The sequence below is a fragment of the Pseudomonas sp. HC1(2025) genome, assembly GCF_058742075.1.
Genome location: NZ_CP196017.1, coordinates 2,746,116 through 2,768,983, shown reverse-complemented (window position 1 = coordinate 2,768,983; position 22,868 = coordinate 2,746,116). Strand labels below are relative to the sequence as shown.

General features: G+C 59.6%; 15 protein-coding genes. 8 read left to right on the top strand and 7 right to left on the bottom strand.

The window, feature by feature from the left end:
* Positions 1-84: 84 nt before the first annotated feature.
* Positions 85-981, top strand: coding sequence for a LysR family transcriptional regulator (locus tag ACSSVH_RS12570; protein ID WP_262376890.1), 897 nt, complete (start codon positions 85-87; stop codon positions 979-981).
* A 34-nt stretch (positions 982-1,015) separates the two neighbouring features.
* Here the strand turns inward: ACSSVH_RS12570 and ACSSVH_RS12565 are convergent, their stop codons facing one another.
* Positions 1,016-1,960, bottom strand: coding sequence for a Dyp-type peroxidase (locus tag ACSSVH_RS12565; RefSeq protein WP_492634634.1), 945 nt, complete (start codon positions 1,958-1,960; stop codon positions 1,016-1,018).
* Positions 1,961-2,115: 155 nt separating this feature from the next.
* Between ACSSVH_RS12565 and ACSSVH_RS12560 the strand changes: the two genes are divergently transcribed.
* Positions 2,116-6,990 carry an RHS repeat-associated core domain-containing protein gene (locus tag ACSSVH_RS12560; RefSeq protein WP_492634633.1) on the top strand — a complete coding sequence of 1,625 codons (4,875 nt, stop codon included), beginning with the start codon at positions 2,116-2,118 and terminating at the stop codon, positions 6,988-6,990.
* A 202-nt stretch (positions 6,991-7,192) separates the two neighbouring features.
* On the opposite strand, the gene ACSSVH_RS12555 is transcribed toward ACSSVH_RS12560, so the two are convergent.
* From ACSSVH_RS12555 to ACSSVH_RS12535, 5 genes are all read right to left on the bottom strand, one after another.
* A complete protein-coding gene (locus tag ACSSVH_RS12555; protein ID WP_170041457.1) occupies positions 7,193-7,954 on the bottom strand; it encodes a 1,6-dihydroxycyclohexa-2,4-diene-1-carboxylate dehydrogenase in 762 nt (253 codons plus the stop codon).
* A 10-nt stretch (positions 7,955-7,964) separates the two neighbouring features.
* Positions 7,965-8,987 (bottom strand): benzoate 1,2-dioxygenase electron transfer component BenC, encoded by a 1,023-nt coding sequence (gene benC, locus ACSSVH_RS12550; protein ID WP_492634632.1) that lies wholly within the window; start codon positions 8,985-8,987, stop codon positions 7,965-7,967.
* A 10-nt stretch (positions 8,988-8,997) separates the two neighbouring features.
* Positions 8,998-9,486 carry a benzoate 1,2-dioxygenase small subunit gene (gene benB, locus ACSSVH_RS12545; protein WP_169951484.1) on the bottom strand — a complete coding sequence of 163 codons (489 nt, stop codon included), beginning with the start codon at positions 9,484-9,486 and terminating at the stop codon, positions 8,998-9,000.
* Complete coding sequence (locus ACSSVH_RS12540; RefSeq protein WP_492634631.1) at positions 9,483-10,859, bottom strand: Rieske 2Fe-2S domain-containing protein; 1,377 nt, start codon at positions 10,857-10,859, stop codon at positions 9,483-9,485. Before ACSSVH_RS12540 ends, benB begins: the two co-directional genes overlap by 4 nt.
* Before the next feature lie 107 nt (positions 10,860-10,966).
* Positions 10,967-11,914, bottom strand: a complete 948-nt coding sequence (locus ACSSVH_RS12535) for an AraC family transcriptional regulator (protein ID WP_169951480.1) — start codon at positions 11,912-11,914, stop codon at positions 10,967-10,969.
* Between the two features lie 439 nt (positions 11,915-12,353).
* Here ACSSVH_RS12535 and ACSSVH_RS12530 point away from each other — a divergent pair, with 439 nt between their 5' ends.
* Complete coding sequence (locus ACSSVH_RS12530; RefSeq protein WP_492634630.1) at positions 12,354-14,792, top strand: membrane-bound PQQ-dependent dehydrogenase, glucose/quinate/shikimate family; 2,439 nt, start codon at positions 12,354-12,356, stop codon at positions 14,790-14,792.
* Positions 14,793-14,869: 77 nt separating this feature from the next.
* Here ACSSVH_RS12530 and ACSSVH_RS12525 read toward each other — a convergent pair whose 3' ends face one another.
* Positions 14,870-15,853: an Lrp/AsnC family transcriptional regulator gene (locus ACSSVH_RS12525; RefSeq protein ID WP_432755707.1), complete on the bottom strand. Its 984-nt coding sequence runs from the start codon at positions 15,851-15,853 to the stop codon at positions 14,870-14,872.
* A gap of 98 nt (positions 15,854-15,951) precedes the next feature.
* Between ACSSVH_RS12525 and ACSSVH_RS12520 the strand changes: the two genes are divergently transcribed.
* The 5 genes from ACSSVH_RS12520 (at position 15,952) to ACSSVH_RS12500 (ending at position 22,809) form a co-directional block, all read left to right on the top strand.
* A complete protein-coding gene (locus ACSSVH_RS12520) occupies positions 15,952-17,244 on the top strand; it encodes an MFS transporter (protein ID WP_170041462.1) in 1,293 nt (430 codons plus the stop codon).
* Positions 17,245-17,331: 87 nt separating this feature from the next.
* Positions 17,332-18,744, top strand: coding sequence for an amidase (locus ACSSVH_RS12515; RefSeq protein WP_492634629.1), 1,413 nt, complete (start codon positions 17,332-17,334; stop codon positions 18,742-18,744).
* Positions 18,745-18,888: 144 nt separating this feature from the next.
* Positions 18,889-19,386 (top strand): RNA polymerase sigma factor, encoded by a 498-nt coding sequence (locus ACSSVH_RS12510; RefSeq protein WP_262376891.1) that lies wholly within the window; start codon positions 18,889-18,891, stop codon positions 19,384-19,386.
* 5 nt (positions 19,387-19,391) lie between these two features.
* Positions 19,392-20,327 (top strand): FecR family protein, encoded by a 936-nt coding sequence (locus ACSSVH_RS12505; protein ID WP_492634628.1) that lies wholly within the window; start codon positions 19,392-19,394, stop codon positions 20,325-20,327.
* A gap of 76 nt (positions 20,328-20,403) precedes the next feature.
* Positions 20,404-22,809: a TonB-dependent siderophore receptor gene (locus tag ACSSVH_RS12500; RefSeq protein ID WP_492634627.1), complete on the top strand. Its 2,406-nt coding sequence runs from the start codon at positions 20,404-20,406 to the stop codon at positions 22,807-22,809.
* Positions 22,810-22,868: the final 59 nt, after the last annotated feature.

The window sequence follows — 22,868 nt, the reverse complement described above, 5'->3', positions numbered from 1 at the left end:
TGAGTATTGGCCGGGCTCTATAAAAAGAAAAACTAATTTAACTTTAACCTGAGTAAACAAAACCTTTACGATTCAGGCACACCCATGACCACGGGCCTGCCCATGAGCAACATTCGCTTCTTCAAGACGTTTATCGCCGTCGCCGAATACGGCAGTTTCGCTGCCGCCGCCGACCGGGTGGCCCTGACCAATGCCGCTGTCGGCCAGCAAATGCGCGCCCTCGAAGAAGAGATGCGCCGGCCACTGTTCGACCGCAGCCAGCGGCAGATCAAGCTCAGCCGCGATGGCGTATTGTTGCTGCCCAAGGCCAAGCGCCTGTTGGCGGACTACGAGCAAATGATCGCCGAGGCGCCCGATGGCATGGCCATGGAGGGCGAAGTGTCCATCGGCGGTATTACCTCCGGCATGGGCCTGCTCGCCAATTGCCTGGTGCAACTGAAAAAGCTGCACCCGCGCATCTCGGTCAACCTGATGACTGCCCGCTCCGACGAGGTGGTCAACCTGGTACACGCCGCCAAGCTCGACGCGGCGTTGTTGATCGAGACGGCGCGGCAAAACTTCGACGGCTTGAGCTGGACCCTGCTCTACAACGAGCCCATCGTCATGCTCGCCAACACCGCGCAGACCGCGGGTATCAACGACGCCGTGGAATTGCTCAGGACCCAGCCGTTCATTCGCTATGACCGGTCCACCGCCGTAGGCCGCAAGGTGCAATCGATCATCAAGAGTGAATCGGTCGAGCCGCTGGAAATCCTCGAATTGAACTCGATCATCGGTATCGCCGACCTGGTCCGCCAGCAAGTCGGTGTGGCAATCGTGCCGCTGTTGAAGAACTTTGACTGGCACAAAGACCCCAGCCTGCGCGTACTGCCGCTGCCTGGAGACTTGGCGGTACGCCGGGTGGGGATTCTGGAGCAAGGCACCAAAAGTGCGATTACCGGGGAGATTCGCAAGTTGCTGATGCAGGCAGTGGCGAAGTGAGCCTTACCTGGCAGATTGCCGAGCGTGGCCGCCCCTAAGGCTCACGCTCGGCCAGTTCTTCCAGCAGATCCGCGGACGGCACAAAAAACAAGCCACCGGTGACCGCCGTACTGAAATCCAGCAGCCGGTCATAGTTGCCGGCAGGCCGGCCGACAAACATGTTCTCCAGCATCAGCTCCAGCGGCTGCGGCGTGCGCGCATAGCCGATGAAATAGGTGCCGAACTCCCCCGCTCCCGGCCGGCCGAAGGGCATGTTTTCGCGCAGGATCTTCACTTCCTCGCCATCCTCGGTGATGGTGGTCAAGGCACTGTGGGAGTTGCTCGGCTTGGCCTCATCCGCCAGTTCGATATCCGCCAGTTTGGTACGCCCGATCACCCGCTCCTGGGCCTCGGTGGACAACGCGTTCCAGGCACCCATGTTGTGCAGGTACTTTTGCACCAGCACATAGCTGCCGCCACTGAACGCCGGGTCTTCGTCAGCGACGATGGTGAAACCGACAGCCTTGCGCCCGGTCGGGTTCTCGGTGCCATCGACAAACCCGATGATGCTGCGCATGTCGAAATTGCGAAATCCCTGGACCTCATCCACCACGACCACCGCATCCCCCAGGGCCGCCATGATTTGCGTGGCCAGTTCAAAACACAGGTCCATGCGCTCGGCGCGAATGTGCAGCAACACATCCCCAGGCGTGGCAACCGCCATGCGCCCCGCTACGCCAACTGCCTGAAACGGATGCAGGGACGCCGGGCGTGGGTTGCCGAACAGCGCGTCCCAGGCCGTCGAGCCGAAGCCGCAGACACAGGTCAGGCTACCGTCGGGCACGCGCTTGCCCACGGAGCGCGTAAGGGCGGCGATATCGCCGCACCACTGGCGTACCGTCCTGGCCGCATCGCTACCGGGAGCAAGTGTGGCGACCATGAAAATGGCCGCGCGGGTGATCGGAGTGCACACAGCCTGAGGTTCAATATTCGGGTTCATCGTGACGGATTCCACACGCAGCTCCACGGTTAAAGGAGAGAGTAAAAAATCCTACACCCATTACTAAACGATATAAACGACTGTGAGATTTGACAGTTACGTGCGCGTTCGCCGTCGCGTAGTTTTTGAACAGGGTAAAAATCAAGGAGAGGATGATGGCGCACAACCCCATGGGCACCGACCCAACCGACGACGAAAACGATCCGATCTTCAATGCCACCACGCAAAAGCGCAATGTCGTGGACCCACGCACGGGGTTGTTTGAGGTTTACGTGCCCTTGCCGTCGCTGACGGGCAATGCCGGCAACGGGCCGGTGATCGAAATGAGCCTGCACAATACGCCCGTGGTCAATAACGAGGCAGCGCTGGGGGATGGCTGGTTCTATGCCATGACCACCTACAGTGAAAAGCACAAGAAGCTCACGATGCATTCCGGTGAAGTGTTGACGGTGGAAAAGGATAAAGATTTGAAGCAATCCGCCGTGATTGCGCAATGGAACAACGGCAAGTTGACCGTGCACCGCAAAGGTGGCCGCAAGGAAGTGCTGGTACTGCTGCCAGATACCGGCATCTACGTCCCCGAGTCCCTGACCACCGATGGTTACAACAGCGTGACCCTGAGCTGGATGACCACCGCCCATGTGATCGGCGGCGCAACCTACTACCAGATCCAGTTGACCGAAATCCGCGACGCCACCCGCAGCCTGCTCAAGGTGCAATACACCCCAGGGGACCCGGCCGCCACGCCGGTCATCAGTTCGGCCACGTTGACGTTCTGGCCCGACGACGCCGCCGAAACCCTGAGCTACAGCCTGGCCATCGAGAATTACGCCCTTAAATCCGTCAGCCTCGCAGCAGATATCAAAAGCAGTTTCGAGTACCTCGATCACCCGACCTGTGGCTGGCTGCTGACCAACATCACCAGCTTTGACGGGCTGCAGGAGCAGGTGGAGTATCAGGACAACGGACTGACCTTCCCGGACAACCCCAAGCTATCTGCCCTGCCCTGTGTTAGCACCCATACCCTGACGCCCAATGGCGGCGGGACACCGGTGGTGACCACCTATGTGTACCAGCGCCAGGACCCGGATCACTACCGCACGATCATGAGCGAGGGCGTGCCGGCCATTCGCACCACGACCTATAACTACAATGAACAGCACAACGTCACCTCCGAAGTGCTCGTACAAGGGGCGGCACAAACACAAAAAAAATACACGATGACTGTGCAAGAAGAACTACTAAGTCGCACGACATCGACGATATACAGCAAGGCCGGCAAGAGTCGGGAAGAGAAAAACGAAAACCGCTTCAATACCCACTCTGCACTTGTCAGAAATCGACAAGAAAGAGTAACTACAGTAGTGGACTACATACCTGCCCCAGAAAAAGGTGAAATTAAATCTACTGAGAGCGAGACTACCTTAACAAACTTGCTGAATCAGATCGCATTAACTTCCGAGCAGCAGACCGACAAAGAGCCTGATGAATCATGGACGCCTATCCTGACACTCCCCACCCAGCTGTTTCCTTCCACTTACGTTGATACTGAAATCGTCGACGATCCAGGGCTGCTGGCAATAATTCCAGAACTGCTGCCAGGGACATTCCCCCAACTATTAAATATTTTCACCTTTAAATACCACGCCTATAAACAAATACCCAATCTAAGCGAATCTAAAATCATCAGTACCTTACAAGGTAGTCTCGCCAGCGAACTGAACTACAATGCAGCACTCATCGGCCAGCTTATCGAATACTTCGAAGGTGACGACTTTCGCAAGGGTCGCGTGAAGACCCTTACCCAGAGCACCCTGGGGACCAAGGACCGGCGCCCCGTGCAGACCGATCCAATACGCACCTTTGACTACACACTGGGAGGGGTTGGTAACACCGAACTGACCACCACGACCACCGACACCGACACAACCGGCAAGACCCGTACGTCTTCACAAACCCAAAGCACCCTCAGTGGCCGCCTCCTGCGCCAAGTCGACGCTGATGGCAATCGCACCGAGTTTACCTATAGCCAATACGGGCAGTTACTCAGCCTGACCGTCTGCGCGCACAGCACCACGTATCGCCAAGTCACCGCCTATGCCTACCCCGCGCCCGGGCAAGTGAAAGTCACCGAGCCCAACGGAAAAACCCACTTGACCCAATACGACGGCCAGGATCGGCTGGTGAGTGAATACTTGCTGGAAGGTAACCTGCGTAAGCAAACCAAGGCCGTTACCTATGACAGCCTGGGACGTGAGCTACGGACATCAAGTTTTGATTATGACCGGCACGGGACCCAGCTCATCCAATGGCAAGAGATGCGATACGACGACTGGAATGAAGTCAGCAGCCAGCACTACAGCGATGGCCGGGAAGACTTCAATCAATATGACCCCGTCGCCATGACCCGTACGCAATGGACCGGCAAGGCCGCCGACAAGCACACCACCGTGACGACGTACAACTCGGATGAAACCATCAAGAAAATTCAATGGAAAGGCCAGAACGGCGCCGTCTTTCAAACCCAGACAGCCAGTTACAATCGGGCCAAGCAAATTAAACAGTTGGTTACCGACAGCGAGTTCGGAATTATCACCATCAACTACATCTACGATGCCAATGGTCGCCTGCTGAGTGAACGGCGCAGCGAAAAAGGCCGTGGGTTGCTCGACGTGCCCTTCATCTATACCTACCACTACACCTACCCGCAGCACTGGCTATTCAGGGACGCCACACAAATCGAGCTTGAGTCCGGTGGCAAACGGCAGGTCCTGGGCAAGCGCAGCTTCGACACTTGGGGCCGGGTAACCTCGCTGACACGCGGCTCTTGCACCGAGACTTACACCTATAGCGGCACAAGCACAGTACCCGCGACCACTGTTACCGCCGACGGCCGCGTACTCAAGCATGACTACATCAAGGAGCTGGGCAATCGCCTGGCCAAGACCAGTACCGCAGATGCCAGCGCGCAAAACACCTTTACCTACGCCTATGGCACACAAGGTATTGCCACGGCGACCGAGGGCCAACAGTTCCTCCAGTACAACCATGACCTCTATCTCAGTATCACCCGGCAACAGGTGCAAACCGAGCCAGGTCAAAGCAAGGAAGTGCTTTACACCCACTCAATGAATGGGCGCTTGCTGGACAGTACCGACGTACTGAGTAACCAGACACTGTTTCTCTACAAGACTAACGGGCAGCGCTATGCCAGCAATAACTTTCACTACACCACTGACCACATTTACGATGATCAAGGGCTGTTTCAGGAGGAAGTCGTTGCCGGCCCCTACAACCTTGAGCCCACTTCCCCCATCACATTCCATGTGAAGTACACCCACGATCTGCAACAACGTGAGACCAGCCGCCAATTCATACTCCCCGGTAAAGTTGACCTCCTGCTGGAGCAAACTTATTACGCCGATGACAAATTGAAATCGGCCCAATTGAAACAGGGCGCCACCCTCCTCGGCTCCCGCAGCCTGACCTATACGCCGGGCGGCCGGGTCAAGTCCTGTACCACCACTGGCGTCTGGCGGCCAAGAACGCCGAAGAACAAGGAGATCGACAAACAGGAATTTACCTACGATGCACTGGGTAACGTGCTTACCCGCATCACCACCATCGGCACCGCGAAAAACACCGCAACCTATACCTACGACGCTGCCAATGGCTACCGCCTTACAACAGTCAAGAACAGCCACGCGGACTACATCGCGTCTGCCAGCTTGAGTTATGACGCAGCGGGACGGGTAACCCAGGACCAGACGGGCAAAAAATACAGCTATGACTGGCTCGGGCGGCTCATCCAGGCTGGCAGTGCGCGTTATAGCTATGACCCGTCCAAACGCCTGATGACCCGTAATGGCGGTGACGAGCCAAGTCAAGTGATCTACGACGGCCTCAAGGCTTGCGGGGATTACGCCACCGCCAGTAACGACAACAGCCGCAACCTCAACCCCGGCAGCGCCGCCTGTACGGTCCAACAAATCAAGCGCTCCGGGGTCGACAGAACACTGTTTGAACTGCGGGATCTCAACGGCAGCGTGTTGGTCAGCTACGATGTCCAGGCCCAGACCCTCAAGCATCATGCCTATACCGCCTACGGCGAGCATTTTTCGGATGAGCCCGACTCGGTACTGGGCTTCAACGGCGAATACCGTGACAGCACCACCGGCCAGTACCCGCTGGGCACAGGCGAACGCTGGTATGACGCATCCAGCATGCAGTTTCTTACCCAGGATGACCTCAGCCCGTTCGGTAAGGGTGGACCCAATCTGTATGGCTATTGTGCCGAAGGGGACCCGGTCAATTATCAGGACCCCACCGGGCATTTTTCCGTGGATAAGCAATTACGGGCGATTTGGGGGGACGACCTGCCTGGCCCGGAGGGCTTGGGCGAAGGAGGATCTTTGATTCATACGTACCTGTGGGGCGCGGTCGGTGTATTGACCGCCGTGATGACAGGAGGGACGGCACTGTTACTGACGGCGGCGATTGTTGGGCTCGCCGCCACTTCGCTCGCGACCGGTATTGCCTCAGTGGTTATCCAGGACACCAATTCCGCGGCTTCCGGCATCCTGGCCTGGATATCCCTGAGCACCGGAGCAGCAGCAGGGCTGACCACGCTGGCAGCCAAAGTTGTGAGGGTTGGCGCGTATCTGGGGCGGTCTCTCCCAGCAGTCGCCAGGAACCTCATGAGCAAGACATCCAACGCCGTGACCGGCACCCTCAGGCAGTCGCGGCTAATCCGAGGAATGGAGCGCGTCTGGGCAAAATCATTCCCCCGCCCAACCGTGAATTGGCAGGTCCGCTACAACGATGCGTCACTACTGCACCCCCGGGGGACTTCGAGTCTGTTCGATACCGGTGATGTAAATACGCTTTCGTTCGTGACCTCGGGGGTCCTGGGAGGTCTGGGGGTCCTTGAGTCTGAGCCCGCTCAGTTTGCCGATACATTCATCGGTGATATTACTTGGTTGCCCTTCGGCAGTTTCAGGGGGTTGTGGTTGACCAGTAAAGGTAGATGATTCGGTACACCCTGCGCCTTGCAAAAAACTGACCGAGCAAGGCCTGGGGCCCTGCTCGGTCAGGGTTTAAAGCTGCGGCCAGGTGTAACGGAGGTTCAGCCGGTTCTCATTGAGGTCGCTGCGGTAGTTTGAGCGCGCCGTCACATTGCGTATTCGAATGCCCAAGCCAGTGGCACGGCAGACCCTGCAGGTAAAAGGCAAATCAACCAAGGTCGCCCCCCCCTACCGGCAAGGTCACGCCGGTGATGTAGGAGGCCTCGTCAGAGGCCAGGAACAGGATCGCGCCCACTTGTTCGTCGATGCTGCCGTAACGCTTCATCGGGCTGCTATCCAGGGTCTGGTCGACGATTTGTTGGTACCACGCGCGCTCCTGCGCGCTCTGCGGCTGGTTATTGCGCGGGATGCGCCGGGGCGGTGCTTCGGTGCCGCCGGGTGCGGTGGCGTTGACGCGGATGCCGCTGCCGGCAGTTTCCAGGGCCAGGCAGGCGGTCAAGGCATTCACTCCACCCTTGGCCGCGCCATAGGGCACGCGATTGACCCCCCGTGTGGCGACCGACGACACATTGACGATGGCGCCAGTGCCCTGCTCCAGCATGTAGGGCAGCACGCAATGGCAGCACCACAGCGTGGGGAACAGCGAACGGCGCACTTCGGCCTCGATTTGCGCCTCCGCGTAATACTCGAAGGGCTTGGCCCAGATGGTCCCGCCGACGTTGTTGATGAGGATATCGATGCGCCCGAAACGCACCTTGGCGGCGGCCATCACCTGGGCACACTCGGCATGCTGCTCCAGGTCGGCGATGAGGGTCAGCACCCGGGCATGCTGCAACTCGTGCACCAGTTCCGAGCGATCGATTGCGACCACCCAGGCGCCCTCCGCCAGCAAACGCTCGGCGACGCGCCGGCCGATGCCCTGGGCGGCACCGGTGACCAGCGCAACCTTGGTGTCAAAACGTAGATTCATGCTGGTTTCCTCAGGCGGCATCGCAGTTGGCCATGGCATTGGCGGTGAATTTTTCGTAATGGAAGCTGGCCGGGCTCACGCCCTGGTGCTTGAAGTGCTCGCGCACCGCATCGACCATCGGCGGCGGCCCGCACAGGTAAACGTCGACATCACCATCGTTGAGAACGTCGCCGGCCATATACTGGGTGACATACCCCTGGCGCGGGTGCGCGGTCTGCGGATCGGCCACGCAGGTGACAAGCGTGAGGTTGGGCAACCGCGCAGCGAAGGCCTCCAGGGCCTCGACCAGCACCAGGTCCTGATCCCGCGTCACCCCATAGATCAGCGTGATCGGCCGGCTTTCCCCCCGCAGGGCCAGCACTTCAAGCATCGACAGGAACGGCGCCAGGCCGGTGCCACCGGCCAATAACAGCAGCGGCCTGTGCACCTCACGCAGGTAAAAACTGCCCAACGGCCCGGTCATCGGCACGCTGTCGCCCGGCTGGGCGCGCTCCAGCCAACTGCTCATCAACCCGCCCGGTACATGCTTGATCAGAAAACTGGCGTGCGTGTCGCCAGGGCGGCTGCTGAATGAATAGGAGCGCGTCTGCCCGCTGTCGGGCACACCGATGTTCACGTACTGGCCGGGTAGAAACACCGGCGCCTGATCCAGTTCGAAACTCACCTGCAGTGCGGCATCGGCGTGGCGCGTGATGCTGGCCAGCGTCGCGACGAACTGCGTGGTGCCGGTCTTGCACGCGCTGGACGGTACCGGCACGGCAATCACGCAATCGGACTGCGGCACCATCTGGCAGGTCAGTACCTGGCGCTCCTGGGCTTCATTCGCGCTCAGGGCGTCTTCGATATAGTCATCGCCCAAGTCATAGGCGCCGGTTTCACAACGGCACTTGCACGTGCCACAGACACCGTCCGAGCAGTCCATGGGCAGGTTGATGCGTTGGCGGAAAGCAGCATCGAGCACCTTCTCCCCCACCTTGCAGTCGATAAAACGGGTAACCCCATCTTCGAAGTTCAGGGCAATGGCATACGTCATGGCGGTGTCCTCAGATGTGGTAGATGTCGATGACCTGGTGGATGTAATCGTTTTTCAGCACCACCTTCTTGTGCGTGATCAGCGGCTGCTCGCCGCGGATGTCCAGGCTATAGAAGGAGGTGCCGAAATAACTGTCCGTGGTCTTGTAGCGGTGGCTGAGGGTGTGCCAGTTGAAACGCAGCTGCACCTGGGCGCCATCGTCGGCCAGTACTTCGAGGTTGCAGAGCAAGTGCACGGTGCGCGGCTCGGGCGTGCTGGCGCTGGAGCGTTCGGTCTTGATCCGGAAGATGCGGTCTTCCAGGCCATCGCGGCTGGGGTAGTAGATCAGCGAGATTTCGCGTTGCGGGTCTTCGGTGAGGGTGTCGTAGTCGTCCCAGGCGGGCATCCAGAATTGCACCTTGGGCGAATAACACGCCAGCCACTCATCCCACTGGCGGTCATCCAGCAGCCGCGCCTCGCGGTACAGAAAGTCCAGCAGGCAGTCACGGGACAGGCTCATGGCTGCAGCTCCCGGTCGCTGGCGATCAGGCCTGGCTGTTCACGCTCTATTGCACGCTGCAGGCTTGCGGCCCAATGCGCATGCTGGCGCACGAACAAGCCTTCGTCTTCGGTTTTGCCCCCGCTCAATTGCGGGTGCATGCCCATGGCCCTGGCGTTGTCGTCGGCCCCTTCCACCCACTGCTTGGCGCCACGGCTCAGGTCATTCCACAGGGTGGTCGCGCCCTGGTAGCCGGTCTGGCAGGCGCGGAACTCTTCCAGGTCATCCGGCGTGCCCATGCCGCTGACGTTAAAGAAGTCTTCGTACTGGCGGATCCGCGTTGCCCGCTCCTCGGCGCTTTCGCCAATTGGCGCCATGCAATAGATCGTCACTTCGGTCTTGTCCACCGCGAGGGGCCGCACCACACGGATCTGCGTGGAGAACTGATCCATCAGGTACACATTGGGGTAGAGGCACAGGTTGCGGGTCTGGTCGACAATAAAGTCAGCACGCGCCTGGCCCAGGCGCTCGGCCAGTGCCGCGCGGTGGGCATGCACCGGGCGCACCTCGGGGTTGAGCAGGCGCGTCCACAGCAGGATATGCCCGTGATCGAAGGCGTAGACGCCGCCCAGGCTTTTCGACCAGCCATTGGCATCGACCGTGCGCGTGCCTTCGGCCTCGTAGTTGCGCCGGCCCATGGTCGCCGAGTAGTTCCAGTGCACGGAGCTGACGTGGTAACCGTCTGCGCCGTTCTCGATCTGCAGCTTCCAGTTGCCGTCGTAGACATACGAGGAACTGCCGCGCAGCACCTCCAGGCCCAGGGGGGCCTGGTCGACCATCTGGTCGATGATGACCCGGGTCTCGCCCAGGTAATCACTCAGTTGCGGCACCGCCTCGCTGAGGCTGCCGAACAGAAAGCCACGGTAGTTTTCAAAGCGCGCCAGGCGCGTGAGATCGTGGGAGCCGTCGCAGTCGAAGCTGTCCGGGTAGGCGCCGGTTTTGCCGTCCTTGACCTTGAGCAGCTTGCCGGCGTTGCTGAAGGTCCAGCCGTGGAATGGGCAGGTAAATGAGCCCTTGTTGCCCTGTTTGCGCCGGCACAGCATGGCGCCACGGTGGGCACAGGCGTTGACCAGGCCATGCAAAGTACCCTGTTTGTCGCGGGTGATGACCACCGGCTGGCGGCCGATCCAGGTGGTGTAGTAGTCGTTGTTTGCCGGCACCTGGCTTTCATGGGCCAGGTACAGCCAGCCGCCTTCGAAGATGTGCTGCATCTCCAGGGCGAACAGGTCGGGGTCGGTAAAAATGTCGCGGCGGCAGCGAAATACCCCGGTAGCGGGATCTTCCTGAACGGACTCGCGCAATTGTGCAGCGAGGCGGTCGAGTGTAGTGGTCATGGGGCAGGCCCTCCGTTGTTCTTGTATCAGGCGCCCTCACCGTACGTGCTCCTCCCACTCCTCAATATCCGCTTCCTGCACATCAGTATCCGGCTGGCGCGAGCCGCTTAGCGATGGCGCTTCCAGGTCTGCGAAGGCAGCTCGCCAAAGCGTTTGCGATAGGCCTCGGAGAACCGCCCCAGGTGCATGAAGCCATGGTCCAGCGCCACTTCCGTCACACTGCGCGCACTGCTCAGTTGCAAACGCGCATGCACCCGCTCCAGCTTGCGCCGGCGCACATAATCACGGGGCGACAGGCCGACCTGGCGCGCAAACAGGCTATACAGCGACCGCTCGCTGACCTTGGCCACCGCCATCAATTGCTCGATACCGATGTCCTCGCCCAGGTGCTCCTCGATAAACTCGCGCACCGCCTCGAAACCACCGCCATGCGCCGCCTGGGGCACCACCCGCAACACATTGCTGGCCAGCAGCGCCAACAGCTTGTTGGCGACAATCCGCTCATACAGGTCCTGCACTTGCGGCTCGACGGCGTTTTCCGCCTCATGGCAGATCAGCCCCAGTAACTGCAGAAAACCGTCCATTTCACTCAGCGCATGGCGCGCCGCCGCAAAACGAATACCCGGTTGCGGCAGCGTCCAGTGCTGCGCCAGGCAAGCGTTTTCCAGCAGGCGCACCGGCAACTTGATGATGAATTTTTCGCAGTCGGCGGAATAGGTCAGGTCCACCGGGTCATCCGGATTGATCAGCAGGATCTCCCCCGGCCCGAAGACCTGCGCGTTGCCCCGGGAGTTGGAGCGGCAGTGCCCGCTCAGCAGGATCTGCAAGTGATAGATGGTTTCCAGCGCCACCGACGTCACCTGCACCGGCGCGCCATAGCTGATACGGCACAGGTCCAGGCTGGAAAAGGTCCGGTGGCTGATACTCGCCAGGGGCCGGCCCTTGGGCGGCAGACGGATACAGTGGTTGCCCACGTGCTGGTTGACATAATCCGACACGGCGTAGGCATCGGCACCCTGGAAAATCTGGCTGCGCTCACTCAATAGCACGGTCATGGTGCGCCTCTTTATAGTTATTGGCCTCAGGCTGAGGCGTGATGTCGCGAGCGTCCAATATGGATAAGGTCTACATGGATACCCTTAAGGTATGGTGAGCTTTTCGCGACTCGGTAGTCCGCACCAGGCCGGCGATCACGCAGCGCATGCAGTCCATTGTTACTGTTTCATCAATAATGCTTTTCTACCTTGAGTATTTATCCGGAAAAACCCTGCGCCTAAACTGCGCGCAATTTCCAGGCAGCCATAACGCGCTAACTCTTATAAGGCGATCCAACGCCAAACCTCCTTTCCTAGAGCCCTCGGCGGCGACCGCGTCGATTGACTACCCCCTCCCCGCCAGCCTCGATCAGCGCGACTGCCTGCTGCCGACTGAATGCCTTGCCCCTGCACATTGATTGCGTGCACTTTCCATTGACTAACGGAACGTATTAAAAAAATGACGGATGATCATCAACCCAAAACTCGCAAAGTTGCACTTGGCACGACCGCGAGGGTGCTGTTTTGCTTGCTTGTGCTGCTCGTAGCGCTGGCAATGATTTACGGCGGTTTCAAACTGGTTGCGCTGGGCGGCTCGAGTTACTACTTGATCGCGGGGCTGGCGTATTTGCTGCTGGCGGCGCTGATGTTCTTGCGCAAAGGGATAGGCCTTGCCCTTTCAGTCATCATCGCCTTGGCAACCTGTGCCTGGGCGTTTTACGAAGTGGGCCAGTTCAGTTACTGGGAACTGCTGCCGCGCCTGGTCGTTCCGGCAATTGTCCTGGCGCTCAGCCTGTGGGTCGGCGCTACGTTCCCAACCACCTCATCACGCGCCCGGCGTTTGGCCAACGGCATGGGGCTCGTTGTGTTTGCGGGGCTGATCGCAACGTTTGTGGCGGCGCTCTATCCGCACGGTGCGATTTCCAATCCAGTCGCCGCGAAAGCTGCGCCCGCACCCACGGAGCCCGCCTCGGCGTCCGAAAACTGGGCATCCTTTGGCCGTAGTGCATCAGGCACCCGCTTTGCGCCGTTCAACCAAATCACCCCGCAAAACGTCAAGGACCTGCAAGTTGCCTGGATCTACCGAACCGGCCGCAGAACCACAGGGGGCGGCGCCGGTGTGGATGAAAACACTCCGCTGCAGATCGGCAACGTCTTGTATTCGTGCACGCCGGAAAACCTGATCACCGCCCTCGACGGCGATACTGGCAAGCCGATCTGGAAGTTCGATCCCCACGCCAGCAGCGCAGAGCACGTAACTTGCCGTGGCGTGGGCTATTACGACATCGATAAGGACGACAGTCTGAGCGCTGAAGTCAAAACGTCGTACGGCGACCAGCAACAATGCCGTCAGCGCATTCTGGTGTCGTCTGTGGATGCCCGTTTGTTTGCCCTTGATGCGCACACCGGCAGCCTGTGCGCGAACTTTGGCGACAAGGGTTACGTCGACCTGAAAAAAGGCATGGGCCCGACCGAGAACAGCAAGCGCTATCACCCCACATCGCTGCCGGTGGTCATGGGCCATCTCACCGTGGTCGGCGGCTGGGTGCGTGACATCGTCGCCAAAGAGCCTTCTGGCGCTGTGCGTGCCTTCGACGTGCTGACCGGCGCGCTGGTGTGGGCATGGGACATTGGTGCGCCTGAGGGCCAGGATGCAACCGCTGGCGACCAAGAGTTCACCCTGGAAACCCCCAATGTATGGACCATTCCTACCTACGACAAGGCATTGAACCTGGTCTACCTGCCCACCGGTAACGGTCCGCCTGACTATTGGGGTGGCGACCGCAACCAGGCCAAGGAAAAGTATGGCTCGGCTGTCGTCGCCGTCGATGCTTCGACCGGCAAAACCCAATGGGTTTACCAGACCGTTCACCACGATGTGTGGGACTACGACCTACCCTCCCAACCTGTGCTGTACGACATCAAGAACGCCCAGGGCGAAAAAACACCGGTGCTCATCCAGACCACCAAAACCGGCAATATCTTTGTCCTGGATCGCCGCACCGGCCAACCGGTCACTGAAGTTCAGGAGCGGGCGGTGCCTACTTCGCCAGCGGCCGAAGGCGAGCACCTGTCGCCGACGCAACCCCATTCGGTAGGCATGCCGGTGATTGGTGCCGAGCCACTGACCGAAAAGTCCATGTGGGGCGTAAGCACCTTCGACCAACTGTACTGCCGGATCATGTTCAAGGACTCCGTTTACGTAGGGCCCTTCACTCCGCCAACTGAAAAGCCCTACATCGAATGGCCGGGCTTGCTGGGCGGCATGAACTGGGGTGGCATCTCTATCGACGAAAACACCGGCATGATGTTCGTCAACGACATGCGCGTCCCTTTGCGCATGGCGCTGGTTACCAAGGAAAACACCAAGAAGTTCAAAGTCTCGACCGATGAAGTGCCTGGCTTCATGGGCACCATTCGCCCACAAGTTGCCGGCATCTATGGTGGGGTGAAAATCGACATCCTCCAGTCGCCCCTGGGCGTGCCGTGCAACACCCCGCCATTTGGCAGCATGAGTGCCATCGACCTGAACACGCGGAAACTGGTCTGGCAGGTTCCGTTGGGCACCGTGCAGGATACCGGCCCGCTGGGTATCAAAACCCACCTGCCGATCCCGCTGGGCATGCCAACGCTGGGGGGCCCGACCTCGACGGCCTCGGGGCTGGTGTTCTTTGCCGGCACCCAGGACTACTACCTGCGGGCTCTTGAGTCGGCCACCGGTAAAGAGGTGTGGAAAGCCCGCCTGCCAGTGGGTGCGGTTGCGGCACCGCTGATCTACAAGTCACCGGCCACCGGCAAGCAGTATGTGGTGATCTCGGCGGGTGGCATGAGCCATTCGCCGGATGTGGGTGACTACATCATTGCGTATGCGCTGCCAGAGAGCGCCGATAAACCATAAATCGTTGGTTAGCGCCGTCTAAAAATAATCCCCGGTTTCGGGGATTATTTTTGCTGGCTGGGAGGCAGGCCTGGACACTACTCAACCATAAGCCCGCGACGCACTCGCCCTGCCCTTTTATAGGCTCTGACCACCGTGTTGGTCTCACAAGAAATGATCCCCTCCAGGGACCCCATCCGCGCCGTTGAAACGGCCCACAGATCATGAATATCACGACACAACACATGCCAAAACAACTGCGAACGTCCGCTGGTACCGAACAGGCAACGCGTGTGCTCATCCTTTGCCAGCTCCAGGGCAATGCCATCTGCCGCACCCGGTCGGGTTTGTAACGACAGGATCGCCTCTACCCCATAGCCAACCAACAGCGGTTCGAGCTCCACACGAAAGGTCAGGGCATTACTGTCGACCAGCCCACTCAACATCCGCTGAACCTTCGGTTCACTGACGCCACAGGTTTGGGCAAGCACGCCCAGGCTGGCCCTTCCATCGAGCATTAACGCGCCCAGTAGGCGCATCTCATCGGCATTCAGGCTCACAGGCCCGGCCAGCACCGGTTCAGTAGGCACCGAACCGTCAATCCGCCAGCGACTCGCTCGTCGGAACGATCTGAGCACCACCTGCGATTGAACCTGCCTTACTCCCGGCACCAGCGGCAACGCTCGCACCACCATGTCAGACAGCGCTTCCACATTCGGCAAGTTGATCTCGGTGAAGATGTCGAACTCTCCAGTTGTCGCCATCACCACCTGCGTCTGTGCCAGTTGCGCCAAGTGCTCCGCTACTTCCTTCTGCCGCCCGTCGGCTACCCGAATCCACGCATGCAGCACCGGGCCACTCCCGACGACAACCGGATCAAGCTCGCCGATCACCCGGATATATCCACTGTCCATCAAACGTTGCAGGCGACGCGAAAGCGTCCGCTCGGCCACATCGCAGCACGTACTCAAATCCCGCCAAGTGCCACGGGGATTTGCCTGTAGTGCAACCAGGCAGGCCAGATCGGTTTCATCCAGCGCAAAATGTCTTTTTTCATCCGACTCAACGGTTGACGAGACCATATTCTTACAATACCTTCGCTCAAGTGGCCAAATTAAAACAAAACAAACCAGCAAATGTCTAAAAATAATTACAATTCAAAAACCAAAGGCACAAGCCAATGAATTATGCGACTCAAACGTCCCAAGCGGTAAAGCCGCAGGTATCAATCGCGCGCAAAATTGCGGCTGGCAGCATTGGGAACGCGGTGGAGTGGTTCGACTGGACGATCTATGCGTCGTTCGCGGTGTTCTTTTCTACACAGTTTTTTCCGAAAACTGACGAAACGGCGTCCCTGCTGGCGACTTTCGCTATTTTCGCCGTAGGTTTCTTCATGCGTCCAATCGGCGGTTGGGCGCTGGGGATCTACTCTGATCGCTATGGCCGCAAATCAGCATTGGGCGTCACCATCATGTTGATGGCTGGCGGCTCACTGATGATCGGCATTACCCCCACCTATGAGCAGATCGGGCTGCTAGCGCCGGTGTTGCTGGTGGTTGCACGACTGATGCAGGGTTTGTCGTTGGGCGGTGAATACGCGTCGGCCTCTACTTACCTGGCCGAGTTAGCGCCAGACCACCGTCGCGGCTTCTTTTCCAGCTTTGTCTTCTTCAGTTCCGCCGCAGGCATTCTGACCGCATCGGCGATCGGCTGGGCCCTTACTACCCTGCTCACCGACGAACAAATGAGAGAGTTCGGCTGGCGCATTCCGTTCTTGCTCGGTGCCTTGGGCGGTGTCGCGGGTATTTGGCTGCGTATGTCGGTGCCTGAAACCGAAGCCTGCACCTCGCAACCGGCTAAAAAGGTAGAGAAGCAACCCCTACGCACCCTGCTGCGGGATTATCCGCGCGAGACCCTGCGAATTGTCGGCTTTTCGATCCTCAGCACATTTGCCTTCTACCTGTTCGTTATCTACATCCCCACCTATGCCATCCGAGCACTGCATGTGGAGTCCTCGACAGCCTTTGCGGCAAATACGGTTGCCATGGTTGCGTTCATGCTCGTGCACCCACTGTTCGGCATGCTCTCCGACAAGTTCGGGCGCAAGCCGCAACTGATCGTTTTTGCCCTGGGTTACCTGCTGTTTTTCTACCCGATTATCACCAACATGCAGCCGACGTTCTCGTCGATCCTGATGGTGGAGCTGTTCGGCCTGTTGCTCTACGCGCTGTATACCTCGATCGCCCCAGCCATCATGTCTGAACAATTCCCGAGCAGCGTTCGCGCCGTCGGTATTGGTGCGCCCTACAACCTGATGGTGGCCTTGCTCGGCGGTACTACGCCATACCTGCTGACCTGGCTGCAGAGCCACGGCCAAGAGAGCTGGTTCTTCTATTACGTGCTCGCAGGCGCCGCGCTCACCCTTCTGACCTTCATCAAAATGCCAGAGACCGCCGGAAAACCACTGAAATAGGCACTGGCTCGAACAACGCGATGCGATCCCCGTCAACGCCCGTCGAACACGGGGATACCGACTCACAAATCTTAGAATCCAGAAATTATGTGCGAACGATCCGAAGCCCTTTGTTTCCAGACTGCCCTGCAGATTGCCCATCTGATCGCTACCCGGCAGATCACCTCGCGCGCCGTCACGCAATACTTTCTGGACCGTATTGCACGCAGCAGCGCGCTTAACGCCTTCACGATAGTGTTCGCAGAGCAAGCCTTGGCGGCCGCCGATGCCGCCGACAGTGCACTCGATACAGGCCAACCCTTGAGCCCATTGCATGGCGTGCCGGTTGCCATCAAAGACAACATCGAAATCGCCAACACCCTGGCCTCGGCAGGTTCGTTAAGCCGCCTGACCACTATCAGTTCCGCGACCAGCGCCGTCGCGCAACGTTTACAGGCGGCGGGAATGGTTATCGTCGGCAAGACCCAGATGACCGAATTTGCCTTCGGCTTATCCGGGCAGAACCCGACCCGAGGCACGCCCTGGAACCCCTGGGACGCCAAGTTGCATCGCGCCCCGGGCGGGTCCTCTTCAGGCGCGGCGGTTGCAGTTGCAGCAGGACTGGTACCGATTGCCGTCGGTGGCGATACCGGCGGATCGATACGAGCTCCCGCATCGCTTAATCATTTGGTTGGCTTCAAACCGTCCAGCGGCCTCATCAGCCTGGACGGTGTCGTTCCACTGGCTCCAAGCCTGGATGTGCTGGGCCCAATCGCCCGCGACGTAAACGACGCGCATGCGCTCACCGCCATCATTGCCAGCCCGTATACGGGCAATGGGTTGAAGGTTGAGGCTGAACTTGCCAGTGAGTGGGTGCCCACCAAGCCGGGCACCGTATTCGTACTGGACCAGAGTGCGTTCCCCAGTGCGCTGTCCATTGGCACCCGCCGGGTATGGGACCAGGCCTTGGGCAATCTGAACGCGGCCGGCTGGACGCTCGAAAGCTGGGTTCCCAATGATGAGTTGGATATCGCTCAGCTTTCCGAATGCAACTCGATGATCATTGCTTATGAGGGCTATCGCGAGTTTGGGCACCTGGCCCATGACCCCGCGCAGCTACTCTGGAAGGTGGTGCGCAATCGAATCCTGGCGGGTGCGGATATCAGCCGTGATGCCTACGAACACGCCGTTGCGCAGCGTGCAACGGCAGCCGCGGCATTCACCCGTGCGATCGGCTCATTTGGGGTGTTGTTGATGCCTGTCAGCAGCCACGGTGCCTTGCCCCTGGATGACGAGGACGTCAATCACGCCAGTATTGGCAAGTTCAGCCGAGCCAGTAATTACCTGGGCACTCCGGCAATCGCCCTGCCCGCCGGATTCGATGAGGCCCAGATGCCGATTGGCGTGCAGCTGCTAGGCCCGGTATTTACAGATATGCACTTGCTGAAAACAGCGAGCGCCATGGCGCCTTCGCTTTTACTTGACGGGCGCACGCCTGAGCTTGAGCGATGGGGGCTTTAAACCAGGTACAAACAGCAATCGCCCAAGACGACCAGTCCCAGTCACAGGCCGATCGAGATGGCAGCCCAAGAAAAGATTGTTAATGCGAAGCACTATCATTAAAGTGCAGGACTTTCCTCTGCGTGATCTCTGCTAATGTCGAGCATGACCACCGAAGAGCTTGAGGTGGCGTTTCGGGCCCATGCCACCGAGTTGCGTTCGTTTCTTCATCGTCAGTTGCGCAATCCTGAGACTGCGGCCGATCTGACCCAGGAAACCTACCTGCGCCTGCTCCGCCAGCCACCCCGCAAGCCGGTGCTCAATCTACGCGGCTTTATCTTTAAAGTTGCGCGCAACTTGGCGATTGATCATGCGCGCAGCAGGCAGACGCGAGAGCGCCTCGACGAAGGCACCGCCTACCTCTACGAGGTGACCGGCGAGAGCCCGGCGCTGTTCGATGTGGTGGTCGCGCAACAAGAACTGGCCGCGATGGCTCACGCACTGCACCGCTTGCCTACCCAGTGCCAGGAGATATTCACGCTGTGTCGGCTGCAAAACCTGCCCCACAAGGAAGTGGCCCTGCAACTGAAGGTTTCGGTCAGTACGGTGGAAAAACAATTGGCTATTGCGCTCGACTTTCTCAGCCAATGCCTGCAACGATAGCCGGTATGCACGATCAACCCCACACCACGCCATCCCTCAGCGAAATCCAGCGCACTGCCCACGCGTGGGTGATTCGCCTCACCTCGGGTTCGGTGCAGCCATCGGATGTGGCGGCGGCGCGGGCATGGTGCGAACAGGCGCCGGAGCATCAGCAGGCGTTTGTCGAAGCGCGTCGGATGTGGAGCTTAAGTGCGCATCTGGCCCAGCCTGCTGCTTCGGCACGGCCGTCCGCGCGTCGCCTGTGGGCAATGGGTATCGCGGCGTCGTTGGTGCTCGGGCTCGGCGTGACATGGGCGCAACGAATGGCATTGGATGCCGACTATTACACCGGCACCGGTGAACGTCGACAGGTCGTGCTAGCTGATGGTTCGCAGATCACCTTGAATGCCAACAGCGCCGTTGATGTGAAATTCACTGACGATGGGCGGCGCATTACCCTGCGCAAAGGCGAGGCCGTGTTCGACGTGAAGCCGGACCCGCAGCGGCCCTTCAGTGTGCAGGCGGGAGCCTTGAGCGCGACGGCCCTGGGCACGATCTACGCCGTGCGCCGTGATGCAGAGCACGTGGATGTCACGGTGCGCCGCGGGCGTGTGGCCGTCACGGGCGTGCCTGACAAGGTGACGCTCGGCGCTGGCGAGACCGTTGGCGGGCGTGCCGATGGCCTGGGCGCCAAGCAGCGTGTGGACGTCGACACGATGCTGGCCTGGGAGCAAGGTCGCCTGGTCTTCGAGCTGACACCGCTGGCGCAGGTGCTTGAGCAACTCGAACGCTATCGTCCGGGAATCATAGTGCTGCGGGACTCGCGCCTGGGCGCACTCAAGGTCAGCGGCACCTTTCAGCTCAACGACCTGGACGAGGGCCTGACGACGCTGGAGAACGTCTTTGCCCTCAAGATCGAGCGCTACACCGACTATCTGCTGGTGATCTCCTCCAAGACTTGACTATTTTTACGGGTGTTGGCGTGTCAGCCGTCTTCCTTCCCTAGAACGATAATGCTTCGTATTAGGGAGACCACTGATGCACCATCCGTTACCTGAAGGGCTGCACATAAAATCGTTGTCCGCCGCCCCGCTCGCCCTCTTGTGCGTGCTGATATCCGGCCTGGCAGTGGCTGACCCTCACTCTTTCAACATTGCACCGCAACCCCTGGCGAGCGCGCTGAACCGCCTGGCTGCTCAAAGCGGTTTACAGGTGATTTTTGATGGCACGCTAGTAGTCGGCAAGAACAGCCTTGGAGTCGTCGGCCCCAAAGAGCCAGAAGCGGCACTGGCTGACGTCTTGAAAGGCAGCGGCTTGACCTGGCGCGCGACCGGCGCAAACAGCGTGATGCTGGAAAAGGCCCCTGAATCGAGCAGCACCCTGCAATTGGGGGAGACGGCAATCGTCGGCCAGCAGATGGGTGAAACCACCGAGAACACCGGCTCCTACACCACCGGGGCCATGCAGACCGCCACCAAGCTCCCCTTGACCTTGCGGGAAACGCCGCAGTCGGTCAGCGTGGTCACGCGCAAACGCATGGACGACAAGGCCATGACCACCATCAGCGATGTGGCCCAAAGCGCGCCGGGTTTTTTCCTGAATAACTCCGGAGGCGTTGGGCGACCCACGTTCAGCGCGCGCGGGTTCGACGTCGACACCATTATGTACGACGGCTTTCCCACCAGTTTCCTCACCTACCTGCCCAGCAGCGAAGCCAATCTGGCCATGTATGACCGGGTGGAAATCGTGCGTGGCGCCACCGGCCTGGCCCAGGGCGCGGGCAGCCCGGCTGGCGCGATCAACCTGGTGCGCAAGCGCCCGACCCACAAATTCCAGGCCGTGCTCACCGGCAGTGCCGGCAGTTGGGACGATTACAGCAGCACCCTGGACATTGGCGGCCCGCTCAACGAAAGCGGCACCTTGCGTGCCCGTACGGTGCTCTCGCGGCAGGACTCGAAAAGCTTTCGCGAGTCGGTAGAGAGCGACGCCGATCTGTACTACGGCGTCGTGGACGCCGACCTGACGGATACCACCACGCTGACGCTGGGGGCCTACCGGCAGAAGGACTACACCAACTACGTCTGGGGCGGGTTGCCCATGGCCCGTGGCGGTGGTCATCTAGGACTGCCCCGGGACACGTTCCTGGGGCATGACTATGAATACATGGACAACCGCACCACCGGGTATTTCGCGACCCTGGAGCATGGTTTCGCCAATGACTGGAAGCTGCGCATGGCAGCCATGCAGTCGATGACCAACACCGACGTGCTGGCCTCCTCCATATGGGGATACAACCGCCACTATCTATGGACGCAAGCCATGGAGCAGAAAGAGAAAGGCTATGACCTGGCCCTCAGCGGCCCCTTCCAGCTACTGGGCCAGGAACATGACTTCACCGTGGGCGTCAGCAAGCGCCAGCTGGATTATCGTACCGGTAAGATTTGGGAAAGGTTCATCGACAGCAACGTCGATCTGTTCGCGTGGGACCCGCGTGGCCACACCAAGCCCACTATCGTCAAAGGCCCCGACGGCCGTCTCGAGACGACGACGCAGGACAGCCTCTATACCAGCACCCGCCTGCGCTTGACCGACCCGCTGTCGCTGATTCTCGGCGGCCGTCTGGACTGGTACGAATTCCAAAGCAGGGCCAACCCTGCCAGCAGCTACAAGGTCACGCGCAATCTGACCCGCTATGCTGGCCTGGTCTATGACCTGGACACCAATCACTCGGTCTATGTCAGCTACACGGATATCTTCAAGCCACAGACCGAAAAAGGCCTCGGTGGACAAGTGGTGGTGCCTATCGTGGGCGAGAACTACGAGGTGGGTATCAAGGGCGAATACTTTGATGGCGCACTGAACGCCAGCCTGGCGGTTTTCCAGATTGACCAGAAGAACCGCGCCCAGCAATTGCCGGATGTCAAAGGCTGCGGTGCAACCGCCAACAGTGAGTGCTATGAGTCTTCCGGCCTGGTGCGCAGCCGCGGTGTGGACCTGGAAATCCAGGGCGCCCTGAGCGAAAACTGGCAACTGGCCGGCGGGTACACCTACACCCAGACGAAGTACGTCAACGACGCCACTGCAACCCTGGAAGGCCAGGACTTCAACCGCCGGCTGCCGCGCCAGCTATTCAAGCTGTCCACCCTCTACACCCTGCCCGGCGACCTGCAACGCTGGCGCATTGGCGGTGATGTTTATCAGCAGAGCCAGATCCGCACCGCAGGGGGCAGCGGTACCAGTGCATGGCAAAACCGGCAGGGCTCGTACACCGTGGCCGGCCTGGTGGCAGGCTACAAGGCCAGCGAGCAACTGGATTTGCAGGTCAACGTAAACAACCTGTTCGACCGTACTTACTACGTCAGCATCGCCAACGGCGGCTATGAACCGTATGACGTCTACGGCGACCCGCGTAACTTCAAACTGACTGCCCGCTACAGCTTCTAAGAAGCGGCTCGACGCTCATGTCCAAGGACGGACATGAGCAGGATAGATAGGGCGCGGGT

What these genes read in the sequence shown, in the direction of transcription:
- ACSSVH_RS12520 (WP_170041462.1), top strand. Translation starts at nt 15,952, where the DNA reads ATGAATTATGCGACTCAAACGTCCCAAGCGGTAAAGCCGCAGGTATCA.
- ACSSVH_RS12535 (WP_169951480.1), bottom strand. Translation starts at nt 11,914, where the DNA reads ATGACCGTGCTATTGAGTGAGCGCAGCCAGATTTTCCAGGGTGCCGAT.
- ACSSVH_RS12560 (WP_492634633.1), top strand. Translation starts at nt 2,116, where the DNA reads ATGGCGCACAACCCCATGGGCACCGACCCAACCGACGACGAAAACGAT.
- ACSSVH_RS12525 (WP_432755707.1), bottom strand. Translation starts at nt 15,853, where the DNA reads ATGGTCTCGTCAACCGTTGAGTCGGATGAAAAAAGACATTTTGCGCTG.
- ACSSVH_RS12530 (WP_492634630.1), top strand. Translation starts at nt 12,354, where the DNA reads ATGACGGATGATCATCAACCCAAAACTCGCAAAGTTGCACTTGGCACG.
- ACSSVH_RS12540 (WP_492634631.1), bottom strand. Translation starts at nt 10,859, where the DNA reads ATGACCACTACACTCGACCGCCTCGCTGCACAATTGCGCGAGTCCGTT.
- benC (WP_492634632.1), bottom strand. Translation starts at nt 8,987, where the DNA reads ATGACGTATGCCATTGCCCTGAACTTCGAAGATGGGGTTACCCGTTTT.
- ACSSVH_RS12570 (WP_262376890.1), top strand. Translation starts at nt 85, where the DNA reads ATGACCACGGGCCTGCCCATGAGCAACATTCGCTTCTTCAAGACGTTT.
- ACSSVH_RS12565 (WP_492634634.1), bottom strand. Translation starts at nt 1,960, where the DNA reads ATGAACCCGAATATTGAACCTCAGGCTGTGTGCACTCCGATCACCCGC.
- benB (WP_169951484.1), bottom strand. Translation starts at nt 9,486, where the DNA reads ATGAGCCTGTCCCGTGACTGCCTGCTGGACTTTCTGTACCGCGAGGCG.
- ACSSVH_RS12505 (WP_492634628.1), top strand. Translation starts at nt 19,392, where the DNA reads ATGCACGATCAACCCCACACCACGCCATCCCTCAGCGAAATCCAGCGC.
- ACSSVH_RS12515 (WP_492634629.1), top strand. Translation starts at nt 17,332, where the DNA reads ATGTGCGAACGATCCGAAGCCCTTTGTTTCCAGACTGCCCTGCAGATT.
- ACSSVH_RS12500 (WP_492634627.1), top strand. Translation starts at nt 20,404, where the DNA reads ATGCACCATCCGTTACCTGAAGGGCTGCACATAAAATCGTTGTCCGCC.
- ACSSVH_RS12555 (WP_170041457.1), bottom strand. Translation starts at nt 7,954, where the DNA reads ATGAATCTACGTTTTGACACCAAGGTTGCGCTGGTCACCGGTGCCGCC.
- ACSSVH_RS12510 (WP_262376891.1), top strand. Translation starts at nt 18,889, where the DNA reads ATGACCACCGAAGAGCTTGAGGTGGCGTTTCGGGCCCATGCCACCGAG.